The sequence below is a fragment of the Paenibacillus sp. 1-8 genome (assembly GCF_056316205.1).
Genome location: NZ_CM149995.1, coordinates 2,316,455 through 2,334,984, shown reverse-complemented (window position 1 = coordinate 2,334,984; position 18,530 = coordinate 2,316,455). Strand labels below are relative to the sequence as shown.

At 45.8% G+C, this 18,530-nt stretch carries 21 protein-coding genes and 3 pseudogenes; 5 read left to right on the top strand and 19 right to left on the bottom strand.

What is annotated here, in order from left to right; all coding sequences use genetic code 11:
* Window positions 1-172: 172 nt before the first annotated feature.
* Complete coding sequence (locus AC0WRU_RS10930) at window positions 173-1,042, top strand: aminoglycoside 6-adenylyltransferase (RefSeq protein ID WP_476128286.1); 870 nt, start codon at window positions 173-175, stop codon at window positions 1,040-1,042.
* A gap of 23 nt (window positions 1,043-1,065) precedes the next feature.
* On the opposite strand, the gene AC0WRU_RS10925 is transcribed toward AC0WRU_RS10930, so the two are convergent.
* The 5 genes and pseudogenes from AC0WRU_RS10925 to AC0WRU_RS10905 form a co-directional block, all read right to left on the bottom strand.
* Window positions 1,066-2,922, bottom strand: a complete 1,857-nt coding sequence (locus AC0WRU_RS10925) for an alpha/beta fold hydrolase (RefSeq protein ID WP_476128285.1) — start codon at window positions 2,920-2,922, stop codon at window positions 1,066-1,068.
* A gap of 59 nt (window positions 2,923-2,981) precedes the next feature.
* The gene (locus AC0WRU_RS10920; RefSeq protein ID WP_245233343.1) at window positions 2,982-3,563 is read right to left on the bottom strand and encodes a TetR/AcrR family transcriptional regulator; all 582 of its coding nucleotides are present in this window, start codon (window positions 3,561-3,563) and stop codon (window positions 2,982-2,984) included.
* A 64-nt stretch (window positions 3,564-3,627) separates the two neighbouring features.
* Window positions 3,628-3,968 (bottom strand): annotated as a pseudogene (locus AC0WRU_RS10915) (cupin domain-containing protein).
* A 119-nt stretch (window positions 3,969-4,087) separates the two neighbouring features.
* Window positions 4,088-4,423, bottom strand: a complete 336-nt coding sequence (locus tag AC0WRU_RS10910) for a YolD-like family protein (RefSeq protein ID WP_025683611.1) — start codon at window positions 4,421-4,423, stop codon at window positions 4,088-4,090.
* A 12-nt stretch (window positions 4,424-4,435) separates the two neighbouring features.
* On the bottom strand, window positions 4,436-4,630 hold the full coding sequence (locus tag AC0WRU_RS10905) for a hypothetical protein (protein ID WP_476128284.1): 195 nt from the start codon (window positions 4,628-4,630) through the stop codon (window positions 4,436-4,438).
* 112 nt (window positions 4,631-4,742) lie between these two features.
* Here AC0WRU_RS10905 and AC0WRU_RS10900 point away from each other — a divergent pair, with 112 nt between their 5' ends.
* A complete protein-coding gene (locus AC0WRU_RS10900; RefSeq protein ID WP_476128283.1) occupies window positions 4,743-4,922 on the top strand; it encodes a hypothetical protein in 180 nt (59 codons plus the stop codon).
* Window positions 4,923-4,961: 39 nt separating this feature from the next.
* Here the strand turns inward: AC0WRU_RS10900 and AC0WRU_RS10895 are convergent, their stop codons facing one another.
* The 8 genes and pseudogenes from AC0WRU_RS10895 to AC0WRU_RS10860 form a co-directional block, all read right to left on the bottom strand.
* A complete protein-coding gene (locus AC0WRU_RS10895; protein ID WP_025683612.1) occupies window positions 4,962-5,363 on the bottom strand; it encodes a hypothetical protein in 402 nt (133 codons plus the stop codon).
* A 205-nt stretch (window positions 5,364-5,568) separates the two neighbouring features.
* Window positions 5,569-6,057 (bottom strand): hypothetical protein, encoded by a 489-nt coding sequence (locus AC0WRU_RS10890; protein WP_476128282.1) that lies wholly within the window; start codon window positions 6,055-6,057, stop codon window positions 5,569-5,571.
* Window positions 6,058-6,214: 157 nt separating this feature from the next.
* Window positions 6,215-6,577: a response regulator gene (locus AC0WRU_RS10885; protein WP_025683614.1), complete on the bottom strand. Its 363-nt coding sequence runs from the start codon at window positions 6,575-6,577 to the stop codon at window positions 6,215-6,217.
* A gap of 517 nt (window positions 6,578-7,094) precedes the next feature.
* Window positions 7,095-8,087 carry a metal ABC transporter substrate-binding protein gene (locus tag AC0WRU_RS10880; protein WP_476128281.1) on the bottom strand — a complete coding sequence of 331 codons (993 nt, stop codon included), beginning with the start codon at window positions 8,085-8,087 and terminating at the stop codon, window positions 7,095-7,097.
* Window positions 8,088-8,133: 46 nt separating this feature from the next.
* Window positions 8,134-8,985: a metal ABC transporter permease gene (locus tag AC0WRU_RS10875; protein WP_476128280.1), complete on the bottom strand. Its 852-nt coding sequence runs from the start codon at window positions 8,983-8,985 to the stop codon at window positions 8,134-8,136.
* A complete protein-coding gene (locus AC0WRU_RS10870; RefSeq protein ID WP_025685519.1) occupies window positions 8,931-9,638 on the bottom strand; it encodes a metal ABC transporter ATP-binding protein in 708 nt (235 codons plus the stop codon). Before AC0WRU_RS10870 ends, AC0WRU_RS10875 begins: the two co-directional genes overlap by 55 nt.
* A 203-nt stretch (window positions 9,639-9,841) precedes the next feature.
* Window positions 9,842-9,985: pseudogene (locus tag AC0WRU_RS10865) on the bottom strand (ABC transporter substrate-binding protein); the annotation flags it as partial.
* A gap of 67 nt (window positions 9,986-10,052) precedes the next feature.
* Window positions 10,053-11,119: pseudogene (locus AC0WRU_RS10860) on the bottom strand (CobW family GTP-binding protein).
* A 234-nt stretch (window positions 11,120-11,353) separates the two neighbouring features.
* Between AC0WRU_RS10860 and AC0WRU_RS10855 the strand changes: the two are divergent.
* From AC0WRU_RS10855 to AC0WRU_RS10845, 3 genes are read left to right on the top strand one after another with little or no spacing between them, the layout of a single operon-like run.
* A complete protein-coding gene (locus tag AC0WRU_RS10855) occupies window positions 11,354-12,355 on the top strand; it encodes a permease (RefSeq protein ID WP_476128279.1) in 1,002 nt (333 codons plus the stop codon).
* Between the two features lie 8 nt (window positions 12,356-12,363).
* Window positions 12,364-13,341 carry a TIGR03943 family putative permease subunit gene (locus AC0WRU_RS10850; RefSeq protein WP_476128278.1) on the top strand — a complete coding sequence of 326 codons (978 nt, stop codon included), beginning with the start codon at window positions 12,364-12,366 and terminating at the stop codon, window positions 13,339-13,341.
* Window positions 13,342-13,359: 18 nt separating this feature from the next.
* Window positions 13,360-14,469, top strand: a complete 1,110-nt coding sequence (locus AC0WRU_RS10845; protein ID WP_476128276.1) for a CobW family GTP-binding protein — start codon at window positions 13,360-13,362, stop codon at window positions 14,467-14,469.
* Window positions 14,470-14,735: 266 nt separating this feature from the next.
* Here AC0WRU_RS10845 and AC0WRU_RS10840 read toward each other — a convergent pair whose 3' ends face one another.
* The 6 genes from AC0WRU_RS10840 to AC0WRU_RS10815 all read right to left on the bottom strand — a co-directional run bounded on the left by AC0WRU_RS10840 (window position 14,736) and on the right by AC0WRU_RS10815 (window position 18,372).
* Window positions 14,736-14,978 carry a type B 50S ribosomal protein L31 gene (locus AC0WRU_RS10840; protein ID WP_014281334.1) on the bottom strand — a complete coding sequence of 81 codons (243 nt, stop codon included), beginning with the start codon at window positions 14,976-14,978 and terminating at the stop codon, window positions 14,736-14,738.
* Window positions 14,979-15,001: 23 nt separating this feature from the next.
* Complete coding sequence (locus tag AC0WRU_RS10835) at window positions 15,002-15,286, bottom strand: hypothetical protein (RefSeq protein ID WP_476128275.1); 285 nt, start codon at window positions 15,284-15,286, stop codon at window positions 15,002-15,004.
* A 276-nt stretch (window positions 15,287-15,562) separates the two neighbouring features.
* Window positions 15,563-15,712 (bottom strand): 50S ribosomal protein L33, encoded by a 150-nt coding sequence (gene rpmG, locus AC0WRU_RS10830; RefSeq protein ID WP_007430271.1) that lies wholly within the window; start codon window positions 15,710-15,712, stop codon window positions 15,563-15,565.
* A gap of 68 nt (window positions 15,713-15,780) precedes the next feature.
* Complete coding sequence (locus AC0WRU_RS10825; protein WP_476128274.1) at window positions 15,781-16,350, bottom strand: hypothetical protein; 570 nt, start codon at window positions 16,348-16,350, stop codon at window positions 15,781-15,783.
* 80 nt (window positions 16,351-16,430) lie between these two features.
* Window positions 16,431-17,813 carry an MFS transporter gene (locus AC0WRU_RS10820; protein ID WP_476128273.1) on the bottom strand — a complete coding sequence of 461 codons (1,383 nt, stop codon included), beginning with the start codon at window positions 17,811-17,813 and terminating at the stop codon, window positions 16,431-16,433.
* A gap of 91 nt (window positions 17,814-17,904) precedes the next feature.
* The gene (locus AC0WRU_RS10815; RefSeq protein ID WP_476128272.1) at window positions 17,905-18,372 is read right to left on the bottom strand and encodes a MarR family winged helix-turn-helix transcriptional regulator; all 468 of its coding nucleotides are present in this window, start codon (window positions 18,370-18,372) and stop codon (window positions 17,905-17,907) included.
* Window positions 18,373-18,530 lie beyond the last annotated feature (158 nt).

Sequence of the window (18,530 nt, the reverse complement as noted above, 5' to 3'; positions counted from 1 at the left end):
CTACCCCCTTTTAATAGTAATAATTACGATTAATTTATATTACTACAAAAACACCGCAAGGTAAACCTCGCTTCCCTCACGGCAACACAGTTGAATAGCGTTCATTCATGAGCTAACGTGAGGGTAGAACTTTTTTACGAGATAAAAAACGAACCTGCAGGAGGTTGTTTCCTTGAGAAGTGAACATGAAATGCTTCATACCATTCTCGAATTTGCCCAAGAGGACGAACGGGTACGTGCCGTGATTATGAATGGTTCACGTGCCAATCCACATGCTCCACGGGATATATTTCAGGATTATGACATCGTCTTTCTCGCATCCTCTGTAGGCAGCTTTGTTCAGGATCGTCGCTGGATCAACAGTTTTGGAGAATTGATTATCATGCAAACGCCCGATGAACACATGGAACCCGTTCCGACTTACCGTGATCGCTTTGCTTTCCTCATGTTATTCACGGACGGCAACCGTATTGATCTTACACTCTATCCTGCGGATAATATCGCCAATTTGGAGCGAGACAGCTTAAGTGTGCTGCTGCTGGATAAAGACGGACTTGTAGAGCCTTTTCCACCGCCAAGCCTTCAAGATTATATAACAGTACCTCCAACTGCCCAAACCTTTGCAAACTCCTGTAACGAGTTCTGGTGGGTCAGTACCTATGTGGCTAAAGGATTATGGCGACGGGAGCTTCCTTATGCCAAATTTATGTTGGATCGGCCTGTAAGAGATATGCTTCACTTGATGCTGGAATGGCATATTGGTATACGGACAGACTTCGCGGCAGATCCGGGTAAGCAGGGAAAATATTTCGAGCAGCACCTTGAGCCTGAACATTGGACTGTCTACGTCCAAACGTTTGCGGATGCAGATTATGAACAAATGTGGCAGGCTCTTTTTAGGATGGGTGACTTATTCAGAGAAGTAGCCCTGGAGGTGGCGAATCATTATAGTTATGAATACCCGGCTCAGGACGATCAACGTGTTACACACTATCTCCATCACGTACAAGCTCTGCCAGCAGATACGAAGGATATCTTTTAATGAAAAGACCAGTCAGACATAATTTATATGTGTTGCTTTAGCCAGTGCGCTGTTCGCTCCGGTTGCGAGATCGGAAAATGATGGGCTGCAGGAAGATCCCGCGTGTGCAAGGAACGGAATGGCTCAGGCAGCTTATATATCTGATCCTTCACCCCCCACAGAATCGAAACTTTCTCCTTGGACCGCGCTTCGTATATTTGGGGAGCGAATTGGAAGCTATTTGACCTCGTTAACATGGCCAGCGTTTCCGCAGTCGTCTTTCTTACGCGCGGGGAACGCATTTCTTCAAGAACATACGTAACGTATGTTGGCGGGATATCTCCCAAGCTCTCAAAACATGTCTGCGAAAGCAATTGCTTTTGTAAGCCTGGCTCGCTGAGCCTGCCCAGCACACTCTCCGTAATTCGTGCACTCCTGTACCTAGGCGGAGCGGTATGCAATACAGGCTGCAACAGATGCAAGCTGCTGATGTGCTCAGGTACGCGTTCCCATACTTTAGCAGCCAGCAGTCCGCCGAAAGAATGACCTACAAGGCGGATCGGCGTTTCAAAAGCCTGAATGGCCTGTACTAACGATTCAATATGGCCTTCCAGTGCATCCTCCTTATGATGGTATGGAGAGCGTCCAAAGCCGGGAAGATCCACTAGGCAAACCGAGGATTCAGGAAAATGTTCAGCCAGCGGTATCAAGCAATCCGCCCCGCTTAAAGTACCGTGAACAAACACTATCGTTGGATTTTCATTTCTCGCCTTTTCCACCTTTCGCTCCAGTGTAGCTAAAGGCCCGCGCCTGCTGCGGACATATCCATCTGTTTCCGCATGGGAATGAATAATTCTAAAATCAAGATCGGTAATAACAAATGGGAAAGTGCTGGAATTCACCGCATGTGACAGCCCGGATTTATGGTGAATCCGCCGCGTTGCATCTAATGGGTAGTCCACGTCCACGATAAAATCGAGTGATTCCTTCGGGATACCCAACTTTCGACCAAGTGGAGTACCCAGTATCTTGGATAGCCAAGCGGGTGAAATCGAACCTAACGGTTTACGGAGCCGAAGCTCCTTCGCCATATTCGTTCCCAGCTCTATCATCGTCGGGCTCTGTTGCCTTTCATCCATCAAGTAGTATGTTTCATTGACAGGGCGCGGTTCCTTCGCAAGAGCGCTGATAAATTCGGCCGCATGATCTACGTGAACCAGTGGAAGCCAATGAGACTTCCCCCCGGGAACGAGACCCATGAGCTTGCGTGCTGTAGAAGCCACGAGAATGCCGAGTCCACCGGTTTGAGGCGTATCCCCATGCTCAGAGTCACCAATGACAACGCTCAAATGGATAACCGAAAGCGGAAACCCTTCCCTGTGCGCCCCCTGCCGAATATGCAAATCAGCCAGAAACTTCATACGCTCGTATGGAGGTGCTTGTTCCAATTGAGCGATGACAGGCTCCGGGGCATTCCAGTTATGATCATTAAAAGGGCTTTTGAACCCAACCAAATGGATAAAATGTCGTAGCCCCTTGCTCGCATGAATATGTGTAGCCAAAGTTAGCATTTCTTCTGCCGCTTGTAGAAAAGCCGCTCTCGCTTCCTCCTCTCCCAGCAAAATGTCCATCGGACCTCCTGCGTGAATCACCACATCTGCGGTCTCAACCCGCTTTCTGTCAGAAGGATTCAGTCCCAGAGCAGGTATGCTTAAATCACCAATAACCGGCGTTAATTTCCCGGTATGCCAGGCTGTCTCCAAACCCATTTGCCTGCACATTCGTTCCCATTTCTGCTGTGAACGAACAAGAACGGTAACGGTGTGCTCCTCCCGGGAAAGCTGCCGTAGCGCATGCATGCCGATAAAGCCTGTACCACCCGTGATGAAAATATGTGCCATGAAAATAACCTGCCTTCTATATTTTAGTACCAATCAGTGCTAATGATGATTAAAAAAAATCACTTTAGCAGAAACGCTAAAGTAAATTTTAAATTTTCTAGTATGCTCGGGTCCTGGCTTGCATGTTGCAGAAAAAGTGCCCCCTCAATGGCCGAGACGATGAATTGGGCAGTCGACCTGGCAGGAAGTTCAGTCTGAATCTCTGATTTCTTCATTCCCTCGTTCAGCAACATCTCCACGGTGGTGATTTGGCTTTGGAAAAATTGGCTGACTTTATCCCGAAACAAGGGGTTATCCTTGGGCATCTGCGTATAAAGAGTAATAAATGGACAGCCGCCCAAACAATCTGTCTCTTGTTGTGTCAGCAGTTGAAGAAGGATTTCAAAACGTTCCTGAACAGACTGATCCTTACGCGAAGCAACCTCATAAATCATCTCGTTATACGTTTGAATCAGTTGATCCAGAATGGCTGAAAGCAACTCTTCCTTACTTTTAAAATAGTAGTAAATGTTCGTTTTGGATACGTTGCTTACAGCCACGATTTCATCCATACTTGTCGTATGATAGCCTCGGGTCAGGAACAATGAAGTGGCAGTGTGCAGAACAACATCCCGATTCGTCGTTTTATTTTTCTTCATCATATTTAGCACTATACGGTACTAATGAATGCTTGTCAAACTTCGCTTGATTAGGTCTGCCGAAATATTATTTTTCAGTCAGGACCCGATCACCGCTGCTCGCAGGCTGAGAGATCACCAAAAACTCAACATCCTCATTCGTTTCGTTAAACATTTGATGAGGGACCAAAGAAGGAATCTCACAGCCTTCCTGAGATCCTAATTCGATTCGTTCACCATCCACTTCAAGTATATACCTGATAAAATAAAGAAGAATTGGCGTGCATGATGGTGATAATGTCTGACCTCGTGTGTATTCCCGGGCATACGCTCATGAATAATACTCAAATCTTTATTTTTCACCAAACGCCAACCATCACATTGATCTCCCCATATGTAATGTTCGGCATTGTTTTTACTTATTTTCAAACTGAACCCCTCCTTTTGCGATTACTGATTCATTTTAAGCCTGTATTTCTACGGCTACAATCTTATTTTCATCCAACAGAACGAACATAAAAAAAAGTCCGACTTACCGGACTATTTTTTTATATATCTGCCTCTATAATTTCCTCCAGCTTAATCCAGCTAAAATCCTCTTCCCCACGGGACAGCTTCACTTCCCGCCGACTCGTGTTAATCACCGTCACAAACCCGCACAGCTCCTCGTCATCAAATGGATTGAATACCCGCAGCGTAATGGGCTTCCGCTCGTTATAGGAAACGATGATCGCCTGCTCAATCTGCTGCATTTCCTGATCGTCCAATGTCGGCTTGCCGCGTCTCCCCTGCTCCTTCATCAGTCGCAAATAAGCATCCCGATGCTCAGGCAAGATCATGCGCGAGCTTTCCCATATGCCGTTCCCTTCAAGCTTTTTCCCCATCGTAAACGCCTCCTATGCTGTTCTGGTTACCGGATGCCATGCCAGTACCTGATCTAATCGAAAAACGCGTGGCTGGCCTGTCTGAAAACAGGTGGCCCGTATCAAACCGTTCCGCACACGATGCACCTCAATGCGTCGCTGAGACAGCTTGCCCTTTCGGTCCATATACACGATTTCCACGATCTGTCCCACGTATTTTTCCAGCATGCTCCTTCACTCCTTATCAGAACGTTTGTTTGTATTATATGCGAACATGTGTTTGATTATCAATGTAAAAAAATCCCCTGAGAAGATTTGGCTTTCTCAAGGGAATTTTTACATGCATAACTATAATAAAATGAGCTTAAAAGCTGCCTGTTGCGCCACTACACAGTCGGATGGTGCTTCCCATCGCTATCGCCACCGGATTTCTGGAATTAAGCCTATGATCAAGGTAGAAATCCGGGGACAAAAGCGACCACTTCGCTTGTACAGCACCATTCCGCCTACTCCGTTTTAAATGTGTATTTTTTAGTTCAGCTTATATAGAATTTATTACTTAAAGTTTATCAAAAAACTCCTGAACTAAACGTTTTGAAGTAAATTTGGGGCAGCCTAGCACATTCATCATCAGCCCAAATCCTACGCAAATGATTGAAATCACCACAGAAGCACCTAAATTTTCGAATAAATAGTCACCTAGCATCCATCCCGCTACACCACAAGCTAGAGTAAATACAACCATCATAATTAAACACGTTACAGGTACAAAAAGAAGAAGTAGACAAACGATAAAAATCCAAGCACCTACCCACCATTCTCCATCTGGCCACCAAGTTCTATCCGCCCATCTACCAACGAGTACAGAAACAAACAGGATTTCGAATAGAACAAATCCTTCTGCTGAACCTGCTGTTTTGTAATCTCTAATCCCCTCTGCAACTTCTTTTCTGATACTCAAAACCAACCACCCTTACATATGTAATTAATAATTTATATAAATGAACTCTAACCTATCAATGAAGCTTAGAAAATTTTAAAATACACATGTTAATATTATACATACAATATAGCACACACATTAAGAGAAAACATAGCAAGCCTCCAAATGATTAGAGGCTTGCCACTTGACGTTTCCGATTAGACTCACCAACCCGTATCTCACTTTAAAATTCATAGGTGGACAGCTTAATATCCTCTTTATTCAAATCTTTCAGCGGATAGGCTGGGCCATTCCAATAAGTCAGAATATCAACAGGCTCGTTAGCACTATACTCTTGTAAAATAAGAGATAATTCAGGTAACAAATGTGAAAGCTGGTATGAGCTTGTTATAAAATGATACTCTTCCGGGCTTTCACATTCTTCAGCTCTGTAAAAAACAAAGTAACCCTCGGTGTTGTCCCCGATGAGTACAATATAACGAGCAAGAAAAATAATTTCACCATTGGAAAAGGGAATGGAGTGTGTCTCATTAGGAATTAAATCCGTTTCCAGCCCCTCTATACGCGCGGTAAGTTCACTGTTAAGAGCATCTATTCTTTCTCGTTGCTCGCTAATGAGGTGTTCATAGCTTACAGGGACAAGCCCTCCTTTCTTAATCGTAGTGATCAGTTCATCGATAAATACTTTTTGAGATAAAACCCGATTGCTCATCCTATTCATCTCCACATTCATTTAAATCACAGCCCTCTTACTCATTTTCAAGATGCTTTATATTTATGTAAATTAAATCTTATGTCATAGAAATGCTCTCTTGTTCAACTTATGGATTGCAGCCATCATCATGAACAGGTACGGTTAAATCGATTAATCAACTACCAAATATTTTTGTGATTGCATTCACAACTCTCTCCATTTGAAATGGTTTAACAATAAAATCCTTTGCACCTGCCTGAAATGCTTTGATAATCGCTTCTTGCTGACCCAAAGCAGAGCACATTAAAATTTTAGCCTCGGGATCAAGCCCTATAATCTTTTCAACAGCCTCAAGTCCATCCATCTTGGGCATATTGATATCCATCGTGATTAGATCGGGACGAAGGTTCGAGTATTTCAAAACAGCATCATACCCATTTTCCGCCTCCGCAATAACAGAGTGACCCAAATCCAAAAAAATATCCTTAAGTACAGATCGCATAAATAAAGAATCGTCGACGACTATAATTGTTGCCAAGGTTAATCTCTCCTGTCGTTTTATATATCGTACTTCTTCATTCAGATGCTGACTGCTGAACAAAATGCATATCCAAGTTCAATATCGGTGAAATAATAACTGAAGTTAATAGAAAAAATCTGTAAAAACAAAAACGCTACCATAGGATTACAAACGGAATTTCAAACTAGATACTATTGAATTAGTTTTCAAAAAATCGTTTCACAATGACGTAAATTATTTCTCTAGGGTGAAGATCACAAAGTACTAGGTATCCACTGGAACCTTTGCACTATATAAGCTGGACTTAAAGTTACCTATCGCACCATTCCGCAAACGGATGGTGCTGTACAAGTGAAGCGGTCGCTTTTGTCCCCGGATTTCTATCCTCATTATAGGCTTTATTCAAGAAATCCGGGGGCGGTGGCGATGGGAAGCACCATCCAGATGCGCAGTGGCACGATAGGTAACTTTTGAGTTTAGCTTATATAGACATAAAAAACTGACACCGGAGTCGTTCCAATGTCAGTTTACAGTCTTATTCATTCAGAGCCTTTTTCAAAGCCTCCATGTTGTTTTTCATAACGCCAAGGTAGTCGAGATTCTTCTGCTTGTCTTCATCCGTCAGTCCTTCGAGCGGATTCAATACATCGATTTTTGCACCGATTTCAGTAGCTACGGTCTCAGCGACCTTTGGATCAACAAGGGTTTCAAAGAAAATCGTTTTAACATTATTCTCTTTGGCAAATTTGATAATACCCACCAGCTTGTCCGGTGTAGGCTCTTGCTCCGGAGATAATCCAGAAATTGGTACTTGGGTTAGACCATATTGCTTAGCCAAATAACCAAAAGCAGCATGCTGGGTAATAAAGTCTTTACGTTTTACATCTTTCAGACCTGTTTTGAACTCGGTATCCAGCTCTTTCAGCTTGGCGATGTAAGCATCAGCATTTTTTTCATAATCAGCTTTGTTTGCAGGATCGGCTTTTACCAGCCCTGCTTCAATAGACTCTACTTCCTTTTGGGCCAAGACTGGATCAAGCCATACATGAGGGTCCAGCACATGATCGTGAGCATGGCCTTCCTCTGCGTGCGCTTCTCCTTCTTCCTCAGCAGTACCTTCCATCAGGTTCAGCCCTTTGCTTGCTTCAACCACAACACGCTTGTCGTTAGACGCGCTGCTCAAAGCCTGCTCTGCCCAGCCTTCCACGATACCGTTATATACAAAAACGTCAGCATCCTTTACCTGTGCCATATCTTTGGCGCTTGGCTCCCAGTCATGCGGCTCAGCACCAGCAGGAATCAGCGCGGTTACATCAGCATGATCTCCAGCGACCTGCTTTGTAAACTCATACATCGGATAAAAAGTGGTAACCACTTTCAGCTTTTTGCCGCTGTCCGTCGTTTGTGCCTGATTCGGCTCGGTTTGGGGAGTGTTGGTAGCTGCATTATCAGATTTGGCTCCGCAGCCAGACAAAATAAGTGCTAGCCCCGCAGACAATACAAATGATTTTTTGAACCATATATTCATGTTCATAGCTCCTTTATTTGTTTGGTTTTTCAGAATACGAACTGTTTCATTCACTGGCGTGCTGCTTCTTCTGCCGGGAAGCCTGCTGCTTACCCAGCTTGCGGACCAGCTTTTGAATACCGATTCCCACGATCAGGAATAATAACAGCACCATGGCAATCGTCCCCCCTGGGGGTGTACTCAGTTCATACGATGCAGTTAAACCCGAAAATACCCCGATCAATGCGGTCACCATAGATATCCAGATGGCTGCGGCAAAGCTCGGTGCAATTCGAATCGCCAATGCAGCCGGTAACACGATCAGTGAGGAGACAAGCAACACACCGACAATCGGCATTGCAGCGGCTACAATCATCCCTGTCAAAATGCTAAACGCAAATGAAATGGATTTGACAGGAAGGCCGTTTGTCTTCGCCGTTTCTTCATCAAAGGTAATCTGATACAAAGGACGCCGGAATACGAAAAAGAAAATACCCCCGATCACAGCCACTGCGATCATCAACATCAGCTCTGTCTGATTGACCGCCACCACTGAACCGAACAAATAAGCGGAAAATCCTTTATTAATACTCTGATTCAGGTTCATTAAAATAACAGCCGTCGACAGGCCGCCTACCATAATAATGGCCACAGAAATCTCACTGTACGTTTTATAAGACCTGCGGACGTATTCAACGATAATCGCTCCGATTATAGCTACGATAAAACCAGTTATCGTCGGATTAATGCCCAGATAGGCACCCGCTGCCACCCCTGCCAGCGATACATGCGATAGCATGTCCGCCATCAGAGCCTGACGCCGCAGCATCAGGTACACTCCAAGCACCGAGGCCAGCAGTGCAATTACCCCACCGGCACAAAATGCCCGCTGCATGAAGTCGTAGTGCAGCATTTCCATCCGCCATCTTCCTTCCTCTCAAGCTCAATAATACGATCCAGATAATGTTGCACTTCCGATAGTCCATGGGTAACCATGACTACGGTTCTTCCATATTCCTTAACCTGCTGATTCATCAGATCGTAGAAGTGATGGCGGCTTTCCTGATCCATCCCGGTCGTGGGCTCATCCAAAATGAGCAAATCCGATTCCTGAGCGAGCGCTCGTGCCACACAAATGCGCTGCTTCTGTCCACCGGACAGCTCGCCGATTTTACGATGACGCAAATCCCACATACCTACCTGACGAAGCGCCTGCTCTGTCAAATCATGATCCTCGGGCCGCATACGGCGCAACCACGAGCCATGAGTGTATCTTCCTGAACGGACAAATTCCAGGATGGTACTTGGAAATCCGCCATTAAAAGCAGCAATTTGCTGCGATACGAATCCGACAACGAGCTTCTTACCCTCACCTGTACGGTCGGACATAAACACCTTGCCCTTCCAAGGCTGAAGCAAACCGAGCAACAACTTGAGCATTGTCGATTTGGAAGCCCCATTCGGCCCGGTAATGGCCACAAATTCGCCAGAAAAAATTTCAACATTGGCATCCACCAGATTAGGAACGTCCCCGTAGCCAAATGTAACTTGTTCCAGTGAGGCTAATAACATGACGCAGATCTTCCTTTCCTTTAAAAAGCCTGGAGCCATCTGAACGATTTACCTCCGCGCAGATTCTCCAGGTCGTTTATTCTCATGAAACTATCTACCGTAATTATTACGATTAGATAATAAAAAAACAAGCGTTGATAAACGTAACCTTTACGCATTAGCAAGTTTAACAGTTTAGGAAAGGTTCGTCAATGTTTTGCAGGTCCAATATTCAGTATATCCTGATATACGTCTCCTAATGTGGAACCCGGTTTGTTTGATGATTCCTGCACATAAGTCGTCACGCCCTGTTTGGCAAGCTCCTCACATGAGCCGAGATTTTTGTCGTTAAAGGCACTCTTCCAGCCAGGTGAGCGTGGGATTTATGTTTTGACGGATTATGTTTTGACGGATAAATGCCGCTCGTTCCTGACGTCATGAACCAGTCAATGGTTTTCGGCCATTTCCAGCTTTCTCAACCGTTCTTCGATCTCGGAAGCAGAGAAATTTTCGCCCATAACAACCGCTACATCGTTCACCTGCTTTTGCGGGCGAATCGGAATGATTTCCAGCTCCCGGTAGGCAAACTGGAACATCATCTGACCCTCTGATTCCAGAAAACGCACAATTCCTTTGGCTCGGTAAATTTCAGCAGGCAAACTGCGGAACAACTGTTCAAACTCGGAGCGTGGCACAGGTTGTCCAAAGAAATGCGTATGAACAACTACATGGTCGTAGGAATGATAATGCTCCCCATGTTCGTGGTTATGATCGTGCTCATGGTGATGGTCTGCATGGTCATCATGAGCGTGAGCGTGCAGATGATTTTCTAAATGATGATGATCATTTCCGCTATCGGCCGTGGACTCCTTTTGCCGCGAAACGTCCATACGATCCTCTCCCTGAATGGAGAAAAAAGTATCCGCGTCCACGTCGCTCCGTTGCGTGCTCACCGTCAGCGCATACGGATTTAATTCTTTTACGAGGGCCTGTGTCTTCTGCAACTCCCCCGCAGCCAATAAATCGGTCTTGTTAATAATCAGCTTGGAAGCGCATCGAAGCTGATCCTGCATCAAGCGATGTGACTTGCTTCTCTCGTTGCCCGAGGCAAAATCCAGAAATTGACGCGCATCCACCACCGTAATAACGGATTGTAAAATCATTGAGGAATAGATGGAGGCATCTGTCACCGCATCTACAATTTCCAGCGGATTGGCCACTCCGGTACATTCAACGATAATCACGTCCGGCTTATATTCCTCGGCAAGATTCATCAGCTCCACGCCTAAATCTCCGCGAATGGTACAGCATATGCAACCACTAAGCATTTCCTTCATGGGAGCCTGACCGTTCACCAAACTGCCGTCCAAATTAACATCACCCAACTCATTCATCAAAATAGCCGGCTTGAGCCCCTGCCCTTTATAATAAGCCAGCGCATGCTGAAGAAGAGTTGTTTTACCGCTGCCCAGAAATCCGGATAAAACAACAATCGGTATCATAAAATCCTCCTTGTCTTTACAACGTTTTAATAAGGATCGTACCGTAAAAATTTCCTTCTTGCAATCGTTTAGTGATATTTAATAGTAATAATTACGATTAATGAGCATAAATATATATGAATACGTTCGGATTTGTCAATATAGGGGGTGATTCAAGCACGATTCAGCGGTCATGTTTGTCCCATTGCAGGCATAGGATGTAGACAAGAACCCTTATTCCCAAGGAGACGTAGAATGAAAAACAGTACGCTGTTGAAGATGCTGCCTTTTATGATTCCGTTTGCCTTTCTCATCCCTGTGCTTGTTACGCTATCTCCCCGGTGGATTCGTTCGTTAGATACGAGTCAGCTACAGCCGTTAAAAACGGTATTTATGGGCATCTTTCTGGAAGCTGTCCCGTTTCTCCTTATCGGCGTGCTCGTCTCATCCCTTTTGCAATGGCTCGTACCGGAAACATGGATTCGCAAAATAGCGCCTGCGCATCCTGTGCCGGGTGTCCTGCTGGCCTCCTTGCTGGGTCTACTGTTTCCCATCTGTGAATGCGGCATGATCCCTGTCGTTCGCCAATTGATGCTCAAGGGAATGCCTGCCTATATGGGCATCACCTTTATTTTAAGCGGGCCGATTATCAATCCTGTGGTGATGGCTGCGACGATGATGGCGTTTCCTTCCCATCCCGAGGTCACTGCCGTTCGAATGGGGCTGGCCTTTGTCGTTTCTGCAATCATCGGGCTGATCGTGTATGCCTTTGTGCGTGTGCATCCGCTCAAACGGTCGTTGCTCTCTTTTAACCCGCAAAAGCAGAGCAACCAGACTCATCGGCATAATCGCACATGGCGGGGCTTTTTTGTACATGCTGGCGACGAATTTTTGGACATGAGCAAATATCTCATTATCGGCGCGTTGCTGACAGCCTGCATCCAGACCTTCATCCCGCGTGATGAAATGCTTTCGTTAAGTGGTGGAACGGCTGGCTCGTACGCCTTTATGATGGGCTTTGCCTACGTCCTGTCGCTATGCTCCACCTCCGATGCCTTCGTCGCTACTGCTTTTTCGCATACCTTTACACTGGGTCCGCTGGCATCCTTTCTTGTACTCGGCCCAATGCTGGATTTCAAAGGCACGCTCATGCTGCTAAGCACCTTCCGCACCAAATTTGTCGCCGTCCTGTGCTTGCTTATTGTTTCGCTTGTCCTGGTGGGCTCTATAGCTGCTGAATGGTTATTGGGGAGGTGATTACGAACGTGAATTCAACCTTTAGCATCCGCTGGCAGTATGGCATGCGCTCCTTGCTCATGATTGGATTGGCTGTGTATATCATCACATTGAGTCAATCGAATTCCCTTCATTACTACTTGGCTCCGCAAATGCAAAAGCTGCTCCTGCTCTGCCCCATACCCCTGCTGTTTATCGCCTTGGCTATGGCGTGGCACGGCATAGCCGGGGAGCAGGAAGGCGAGGATTTATGTGATTGTGAGCATCCGTTGCCACAAAGCTGGGTAAAAAAAATACTTGTATACGGAATGCTGCTCATTCCGCTGCTATTCGGTTCTCTGCTGCCCAATCAGGCGCTTGGCAGTGACATGGCGGCCAAAAAAGGCATGTCCTTCACGTATCCCAACCCGGAGATCCGACGCAAAACAGATATTCAGACCACAAAAGCACCGGAAGTCTCCATGTTATCAACCGTATCTTCTACTCCAGCTTCACTCCCTTCAGGGGGAAAATGGAGTCAGGAAACGCTGGATAAGCTGTTCGTTCCACCTGATAAATACAACGTAGAATTTGCCGAGCTGGCGAAACGTCTTTACCAGCAGCCGACCATACAGATCAAACCGGAGATTTTTTCCGAAACCATTGGAGCCATCGAATTGTATAAGCACGCTTTTGAAGGAAAAAAGGTGCAGGTGACTGGCTTTGTCTATAAAGACGGCAGCCTGCCGGGCAATGGTCTGTTTGCGGTAGGAAGATTCCTCGTTATGTGCTGTACTGCCGATGCCATGCCTTTCGGGATCATCATCCAATCCAAGAAGGCACCGTCCTTTGACAAGGATACGTGGGTGACTATTGAAGGAACATTACATGCCACACAAAAAGACAATGTACCCGTACTCGAAATTCGATCCGAGAAAATAACTGCTGTCGCGCAGCCGGAATCCCCCTATGTTTATACTCAGGCCGACTCGGTAGCCACCTTTGATCGCTTGAATGCAGTACACTAAACTTATTAAGGAGGAAGAATGATGAACAAGGTTCCTGTGATTTTAATCAGTGGTTTTCTTGGAAGCGGCAAAACAACACTGCTTCTGCGCTTGCTGGCCCATACCCGCCAACTTCCGCTCCGTCCCGCTGTATTAATGAACGAAATGGGTGAATACGATGTAGACGGTGCCATTATTTCTGAAGAAATGCCCGACGTATCGGTCGAGGAACTACTGGAGGGCTGCATTTGTTGCAGCAAAAGAAATGAACTGGCAGGCGCTCTGCACACCCTGCTCAGTCAGGAGCCGGATCTGATCTTCATGGAAACCACCGGGGTTGCCAACCCTGAGCAAGTGCTGGAAGAGCTTCGCTCCCCGCTGCTGGCAGATCGGCTGTATCTGGTTCACAGCATCAGTGTTGTGGACGCTAAGCTTTTTCACGAATACAACAGCCGCTTCACCGCGGATAAGGAGCTGGTTCGGACCCTGCACGGACAGCTGCGCACCGCAGACTTCATTGTGGTGAACAAGACGGATGTCGCAAGTAGCCGTGAAGTGTCGAAGGTCGTCAAAAGCATCCGCAAGCTCAACGATACGGCCAAGCTGCAAACCGCTGAATATAGCCGGGTTGACCTTGAACCACTGCTAGAGCCTGTTCTGGCCTCCGTATCCGTTGCCGCAAAACCTGTACAGGTAACTCAACCCACATCAGCACAGGCGCAGCGAACCGATGCAGCAGCAGCGTCCGTTCCTGTTTCCTCCAAAAGTATCGGACGACCTGGCAGTATCTCCAGAAGTACGGCATTCAAAGTCATTTCTGCGCACAGTCATAGCCCTAACCACGATGCCAACCAGCCCCATTCGTTTTCCCGTCTGGAGAGCTTAACGCTGCATCAATATTCTCCACAGCCACTTGAAAAGCAACGATTGGAAAGCTTCCTGACCGGGCTCGGTTCCTCGCTGCTTCGGGCGAAAGGCTATTGCGTGCTTCCGCACGAAGGTACGATGCTTTTGCAATTTTCAGGCAGTCACCTGGAGTGGCAACCCACAGCGCTCCCCGTGAGTCAGGGGTATGTCACGCTCATTGGAAAGCAGCTCGACAAAGCATCCATTGCCGACCAATGGGAGCAGTGCTTTATTTCGCTTTAATCGGTACATCTGCTTTGATATAAAAGAAGAACCCTCCACTTCTGTCGGGGGGTTCACTCATTAAGACTTCTTACGTAATTAATCCGTACAACGGTCACAATAACCATGAATCTCATCCAAAACACCAATATCCACTAAGAGTCTTCAATTTCGATTGTGTAAAATGATTTGTTGTTCTCATTTGCGTATGTAACTATCTGTAGATAATAAAAAAGCGATGTTCACGAATTATTTGTATAATCCGCGAACATAACGCTCGTCTTGTTTTAAAGGTTATATTTTTTGTTAAAGCGATCCACACGTCCACCGATATCCACGTTTCTTTGTTTACCAGTGAAGAACGGGTGGGAAGCGGAGCTGGTATCTACACGGATAACCGGGTATGTGTTGCCGTCTTCCCATTCCATCGTTTCTTGGGAATACTTAGTGGAAGCACTCAGGAAAGAGAATCCACAGCTAGGGTCCAAAAAGATAACTTTGTTCAATGTTGGATGAAGATCTTTTTTCATATTATTTCACCTAAGCTTTCATATTATTTTATTGGTTCAAACTCATACGTACTGGCGCAATACTCCATCAGTTGGCAAAAGGAACGATTATGCCCCAGAAAAAAAGACGACAGATCGTAACGGTTGCGCTCAGGTTCGTAAACGACAAGCAAACGATGCCGTATATATCGCATCGCCCATTGCACGAACGCCCCCGATCTTTCGTCAGCCTTCATCGTTATATAAGCATATAGTGAATGGTCCTCCGGCTCGTCCCAAATGCTGACACCAGCACAGGAGAACTCGGTAGCCACGTGCTTTCGATTCAAAAGGCAAAGCGTACCATGCAGCTCGGCATCTATCGTACAGCCATGAAAAAAGGCCGTTGCTTAGGTGCAAACTTTATCTTTGGACGCTCTATCCACTGGACTAATTCAAGTTTTCGCCGGTTCCATAACGCAGGCTTTTGCAAACTTAACACGATTTCTTCAACATGAAGTGGAGAGACCATGCCATGGCTCCTTTCATGAAGCCCTATATTCAGTAGAATTCAGGCTCCCTTCAGGATGCAAAACAATTCAGGTTGCTATGTAGCAAGCCCCAAATTATCTAGTTTCACGATGGATCGTGTACTTTTTCAGACGCGGAGAGTATTTTTTCATTTCAAGACGCTCCGGATGATTTCTTTTGTTCTTGGTTGTTGTATAATTGCGATCACCAGATTCGGTGCATGCCAAGGTAACAATTACGCGCATTTCTCTTCCTCCTTAAATGGAATACATGGTATTCAATTACAATAGTAATTTTTACGGTTAGTTCCATTCTATAATTCAGGGTGCTCTTTGTCAACCTTTGACTGACGGTTTATCGCTTCTTCTACTGTATTCCAGCGATTACAGTACTGTGCCAGCTTCGGATGAAGTTCCAATGGTTCGGTCGAAAGCACCAATCTGACGTTTCTGATCCATTCATCGAACGATGCATAGGATGCACACAAATTTGCAGTTTCAGGATTCATATACAGAAAAAGCGGGGGAGGATATTTTTCCGCCAGAAAACGGATTGCTGCTTCAATCGGCGTATACTTTTTGCGTTTACCTTCCCAGCTCTCGATTACAACAGCGCTCAAAGCCTGCTCTCGCTGCCACTCCCCAAGGTCGTCCACCCGCTTGTAATATGAGCGAACCGGCTGCTTCCACATTCTCCTAACTGTTTCCTCATGTAACGGGTATAGTACCAGCTTTTTAAAGGATAGCGCAGCTCCCGTTTTAGCAAAAATCTCCAGTTCCCTGGCTGTAATCTGCTCAAACGTATCATAATAGATCATAGTCCCTTTATGCGTCTCGACTGGAGGCTCATAGCCATAGGGTACATATTGAAGGTTTCTTGTCATGCCGGACACTCCATCCTTCCGTAGATGAACTTTTCCTTCTATATTATACCCTTGTTTTGGCATGAGTTTGCATAAAATGTTTATCCTTGCTGGGCAGCAGTCGTATTGCGGCGTGGGCCCCGGCGAAACTGCAAAGCGTAAAGTCCCATGGTTGCGAGCGCAATCAGCGCAAGAACTGTAAATATATTACTAAAATTGAACACCTGCACGTTGGATACGACAGGATTCAGGTGAAAGGTAGACGAGCTATCTAGCGTTTTACCCAAAATACTGGTCGTCACTGCACCGGAAATAAAATTCAGCAGAGACAGCAGCCCCATTCCAACACCAATCTGATCCCTCGACAAGGTACGGGAAATCGTATTAGACATGGCAATCTGCATAAAGGTTTGACCTACGTTTCCGAAAATGAGCAAAAATAAAATGAGATACGGAGACGCGCCAACAAAGGTAGACAAGCTGATAAAGCAGATAAACATAAACGTAACTGCCGTGTAGACTAGAAATGAATTTCCTTTGCTATCGGCCAAACGCCCACCGCTTTTACCAAGCAACGCCGACGCAATGGCCGCCGGAAACATAATCAATCCAATCGTTGCAGGTGTAAGCTGATTGAGACTGTTCAGAAACTGCGGCGCCAGGTACGGCAGCCCAAAGCTGACCCCTGCTCCCAAAAAGGCTATAAGTAATCCGTAAGAATATTGCTTGTTGCGGAACAGCTTGGGCTGAATGAATGGATCTTTAGCGGTGGCGATCCGCCATATAAACAGAGCAAACAGCACAATACCGACCAGAAAAAATATAATACTGCTTTGCGAAATGGAAAGCAGTAAGAAGGCTACCGTTCCGCCCAGCAGCAATCCACCCAGAAAATCAAATTTCTGATTCTCTCCCCGCTGGTCGTCCAAATATTTGCGAAAAAACGGCAAGGCGATAAGCGGCAGCATGGAAATAAGGAACAAAAAGCGCCAACTTGCAAAGCCTGTAATCAAACCGGATATAATCGGAGCCAGTGCCGTACCCAGGGCCAAGCCAATTGCTGTAACGCCCAAGGCGCGTCCTCTTTTTTCAGCAGAGAAATAACGGACAGGAACGATCATAGCCGTTGCCGGGATGACAGCAGCCCCTGCGGCCTGAAGCAAACGGGCTACAATCAGCATCCAAAATTGATTGGCCAACAGACCAATAAGCGAACCTAACGCAAAAAAGATAATCCCAAACGTCAATAAATCCTTGAGACGGTATTTGTCCGCCAGCTTACCGTAGGTCACTGAGCCAACCGCATACACAATCATATAACCGGTTAACAGCCAGCTCACATCGGAAGCACTAATATGGAACTCCTGACGAATCACAGGCATGACTACATTAAACATAAAGGCGTTCATCACTGAAAAAACAAGTGTGAAGGCCAACACACGCATAAGCTTATCCGCATTGGGATAAGTTTGTTCTTTTATCATCTGGTCTCTCCCTCTCCTGTAAAAACTATCTATGCTGCAATAACTCAGATTTTGAATACCCCTATCCGGGCAAATTTCTATATATATCCGTTCAAACGCGGGCGTTCGCAGGACGGTAATCGTGAAGTATTTTTTTCAACAGACCTCGAAGAGTCTCTGACTCCCCCACAGATAACGTTTCGCCTACCGAGCTTTTAACTTTCTCAACCGTATGCTCAGCCACCTTGTGAATTTTCAAGCCTTCCTCAGTCAAATAAATCTGCTTCATACGCGCATCTTGCGGGTGACTTTTGCGTACTGCCCAGTTTTTCTTAACAATCCCGTTCACCAGGCTGGTGACGCTTGATTTATCAATAAGCAGCAGCTTTTCCAACTCCGTATTGGTCACTCCAGGCGACATTGCCAGTATATAAAGCGTCTGCGATTGCGGGGAGGTAAGCCCCAAAGGACGCAACGCCGTCTCAATCTCGCGCCGGACTGTTGTGAAAATCCATTTAATTAAATACATCGTGCTCTCTTCCTCCCAAGGAAGACAAACGGGATACACCTCACTTCCCATGTGGTTACTAACCTCCATAATCATTGAATTTTAATAGTTTGAATTCCAACTAATCTTAAACAGTCACCTATCTAGTGTCAATACTTTGGTCGTTTTTAAGTATATTTTCTAGTTAGTCTTATTTAAAATCTTATGTTAGCAAAGAGACGAGCCCAGTA

Coding starts and splice junctions, on each gene's coding strand:
- AC0WRU_RS10910 (WP_025683611.1), bottom strand. CDS start 4,423: ATGGGGAAAAAGCTTGAAGGGAACGGCATATGGGAAAGCTCGCGCATG.
- AC0WRU_RS10855 (WP_476128279.1), top strand. CDS start 11,354: ATGAAAAACAGTACGCTGTTGAAGATGCTGCCTTTTATGATTCCGTTT.
- AC0WRU_RS10845 (WP_476128276.1), top strand. CDS start 13,360: ATGATGAACAAGGTTCCTGTGATTTTAATCAGTGGTTTTCTTGGAAGC.
- AC0WRU_RS10820 (WP_476128273.1), bottom strand. CDS start 17,813: ATGATAAAAGAACAAACTTATCCCAATGCGGATAAGCTTATGCGTGTG.
- AC0WRU_RS10840 (WP_014281334.1), bottom strand. CDS start 14,978: ATGAAAAAAGATCTTCATCCAACATTGAACAAAGTTATCTTTTTGGAC.
- AC0WRU_RS10825 (WP_476128274.1), bottom strand. CDS start 16,350: ATGACAAGAAACCTTCAATATGTACCCTATGGCTATGAGCCTCCAGTC.
- AC0WRU_RS10905 (WP_476128284.1), bottom strand. CDS start 4,630: ATGCTGGAAAAATACGTGGGACAGATCGTGGAAATCGTGTATATGGAC.
- rpmG (WP_007430271.1), bottom strand. CDS start 15,712: ATGCGCGTAATTGTTACCTTGGCATGCACCGAATCTGGTGATCGCAAT.
- AC0WRU_RS10900 (WP_476128283.1), top strand. CDS start 4,743: ATGCATAACTATAATAAAATGAGCTTAAAAGCTGCCTGTTGCGCCACT.
- AC0WRU_RS10880 (WP_476128281.1), bottom strand. CDS start 8,087: ATGAATATATGGTTCAAAAAATCATTTGTATTGTCTGCGGGGCTAGCA.
- AC0WRU_RS10920 (WP_245233343.1), bottom strand. CDS start 3,563: ATGATGAAGAAAAATAAAACGACGAATCGGGATGTTGTTCTGCACACT.
- AC0WRU_RS10870 (WP_025685519.1), bottom strand. CDS start 9,638: ATGTTATTAGCCTCACTGGAACAAGTTACATTTGGCTACGGGGACGTT.
- AC0WRU_RS10925 (WP_476128285.1), bottom strand. CDS start 2,922: ATGGCACATATTTTCATCACGGGTGGTACAGGCTTTATCGGCATGCAT.
- AC0WRU_RS10875 (WP_476128280.1), bottom strand. CDS start 8,985: ATGGAAATGCTGCACTACGACTTCATGCAGCGGGCATTTTGTGCCGGT.
- AC0WRU_RS10815 (WP_476128272.1), bottom strand. CDS start 18,372: ATGGGAAGTGAGGTGTATCCCGTTTGTCTTCCTTGGGAGGAAGAGAGC.
- AC0WRU_RS10890 (WP_476128282.1), bottom strand. CDS start 6,057: ATGAGCAATCGGGTTTTATCTCAAAAAGTATTTATCGATGAACTGATC.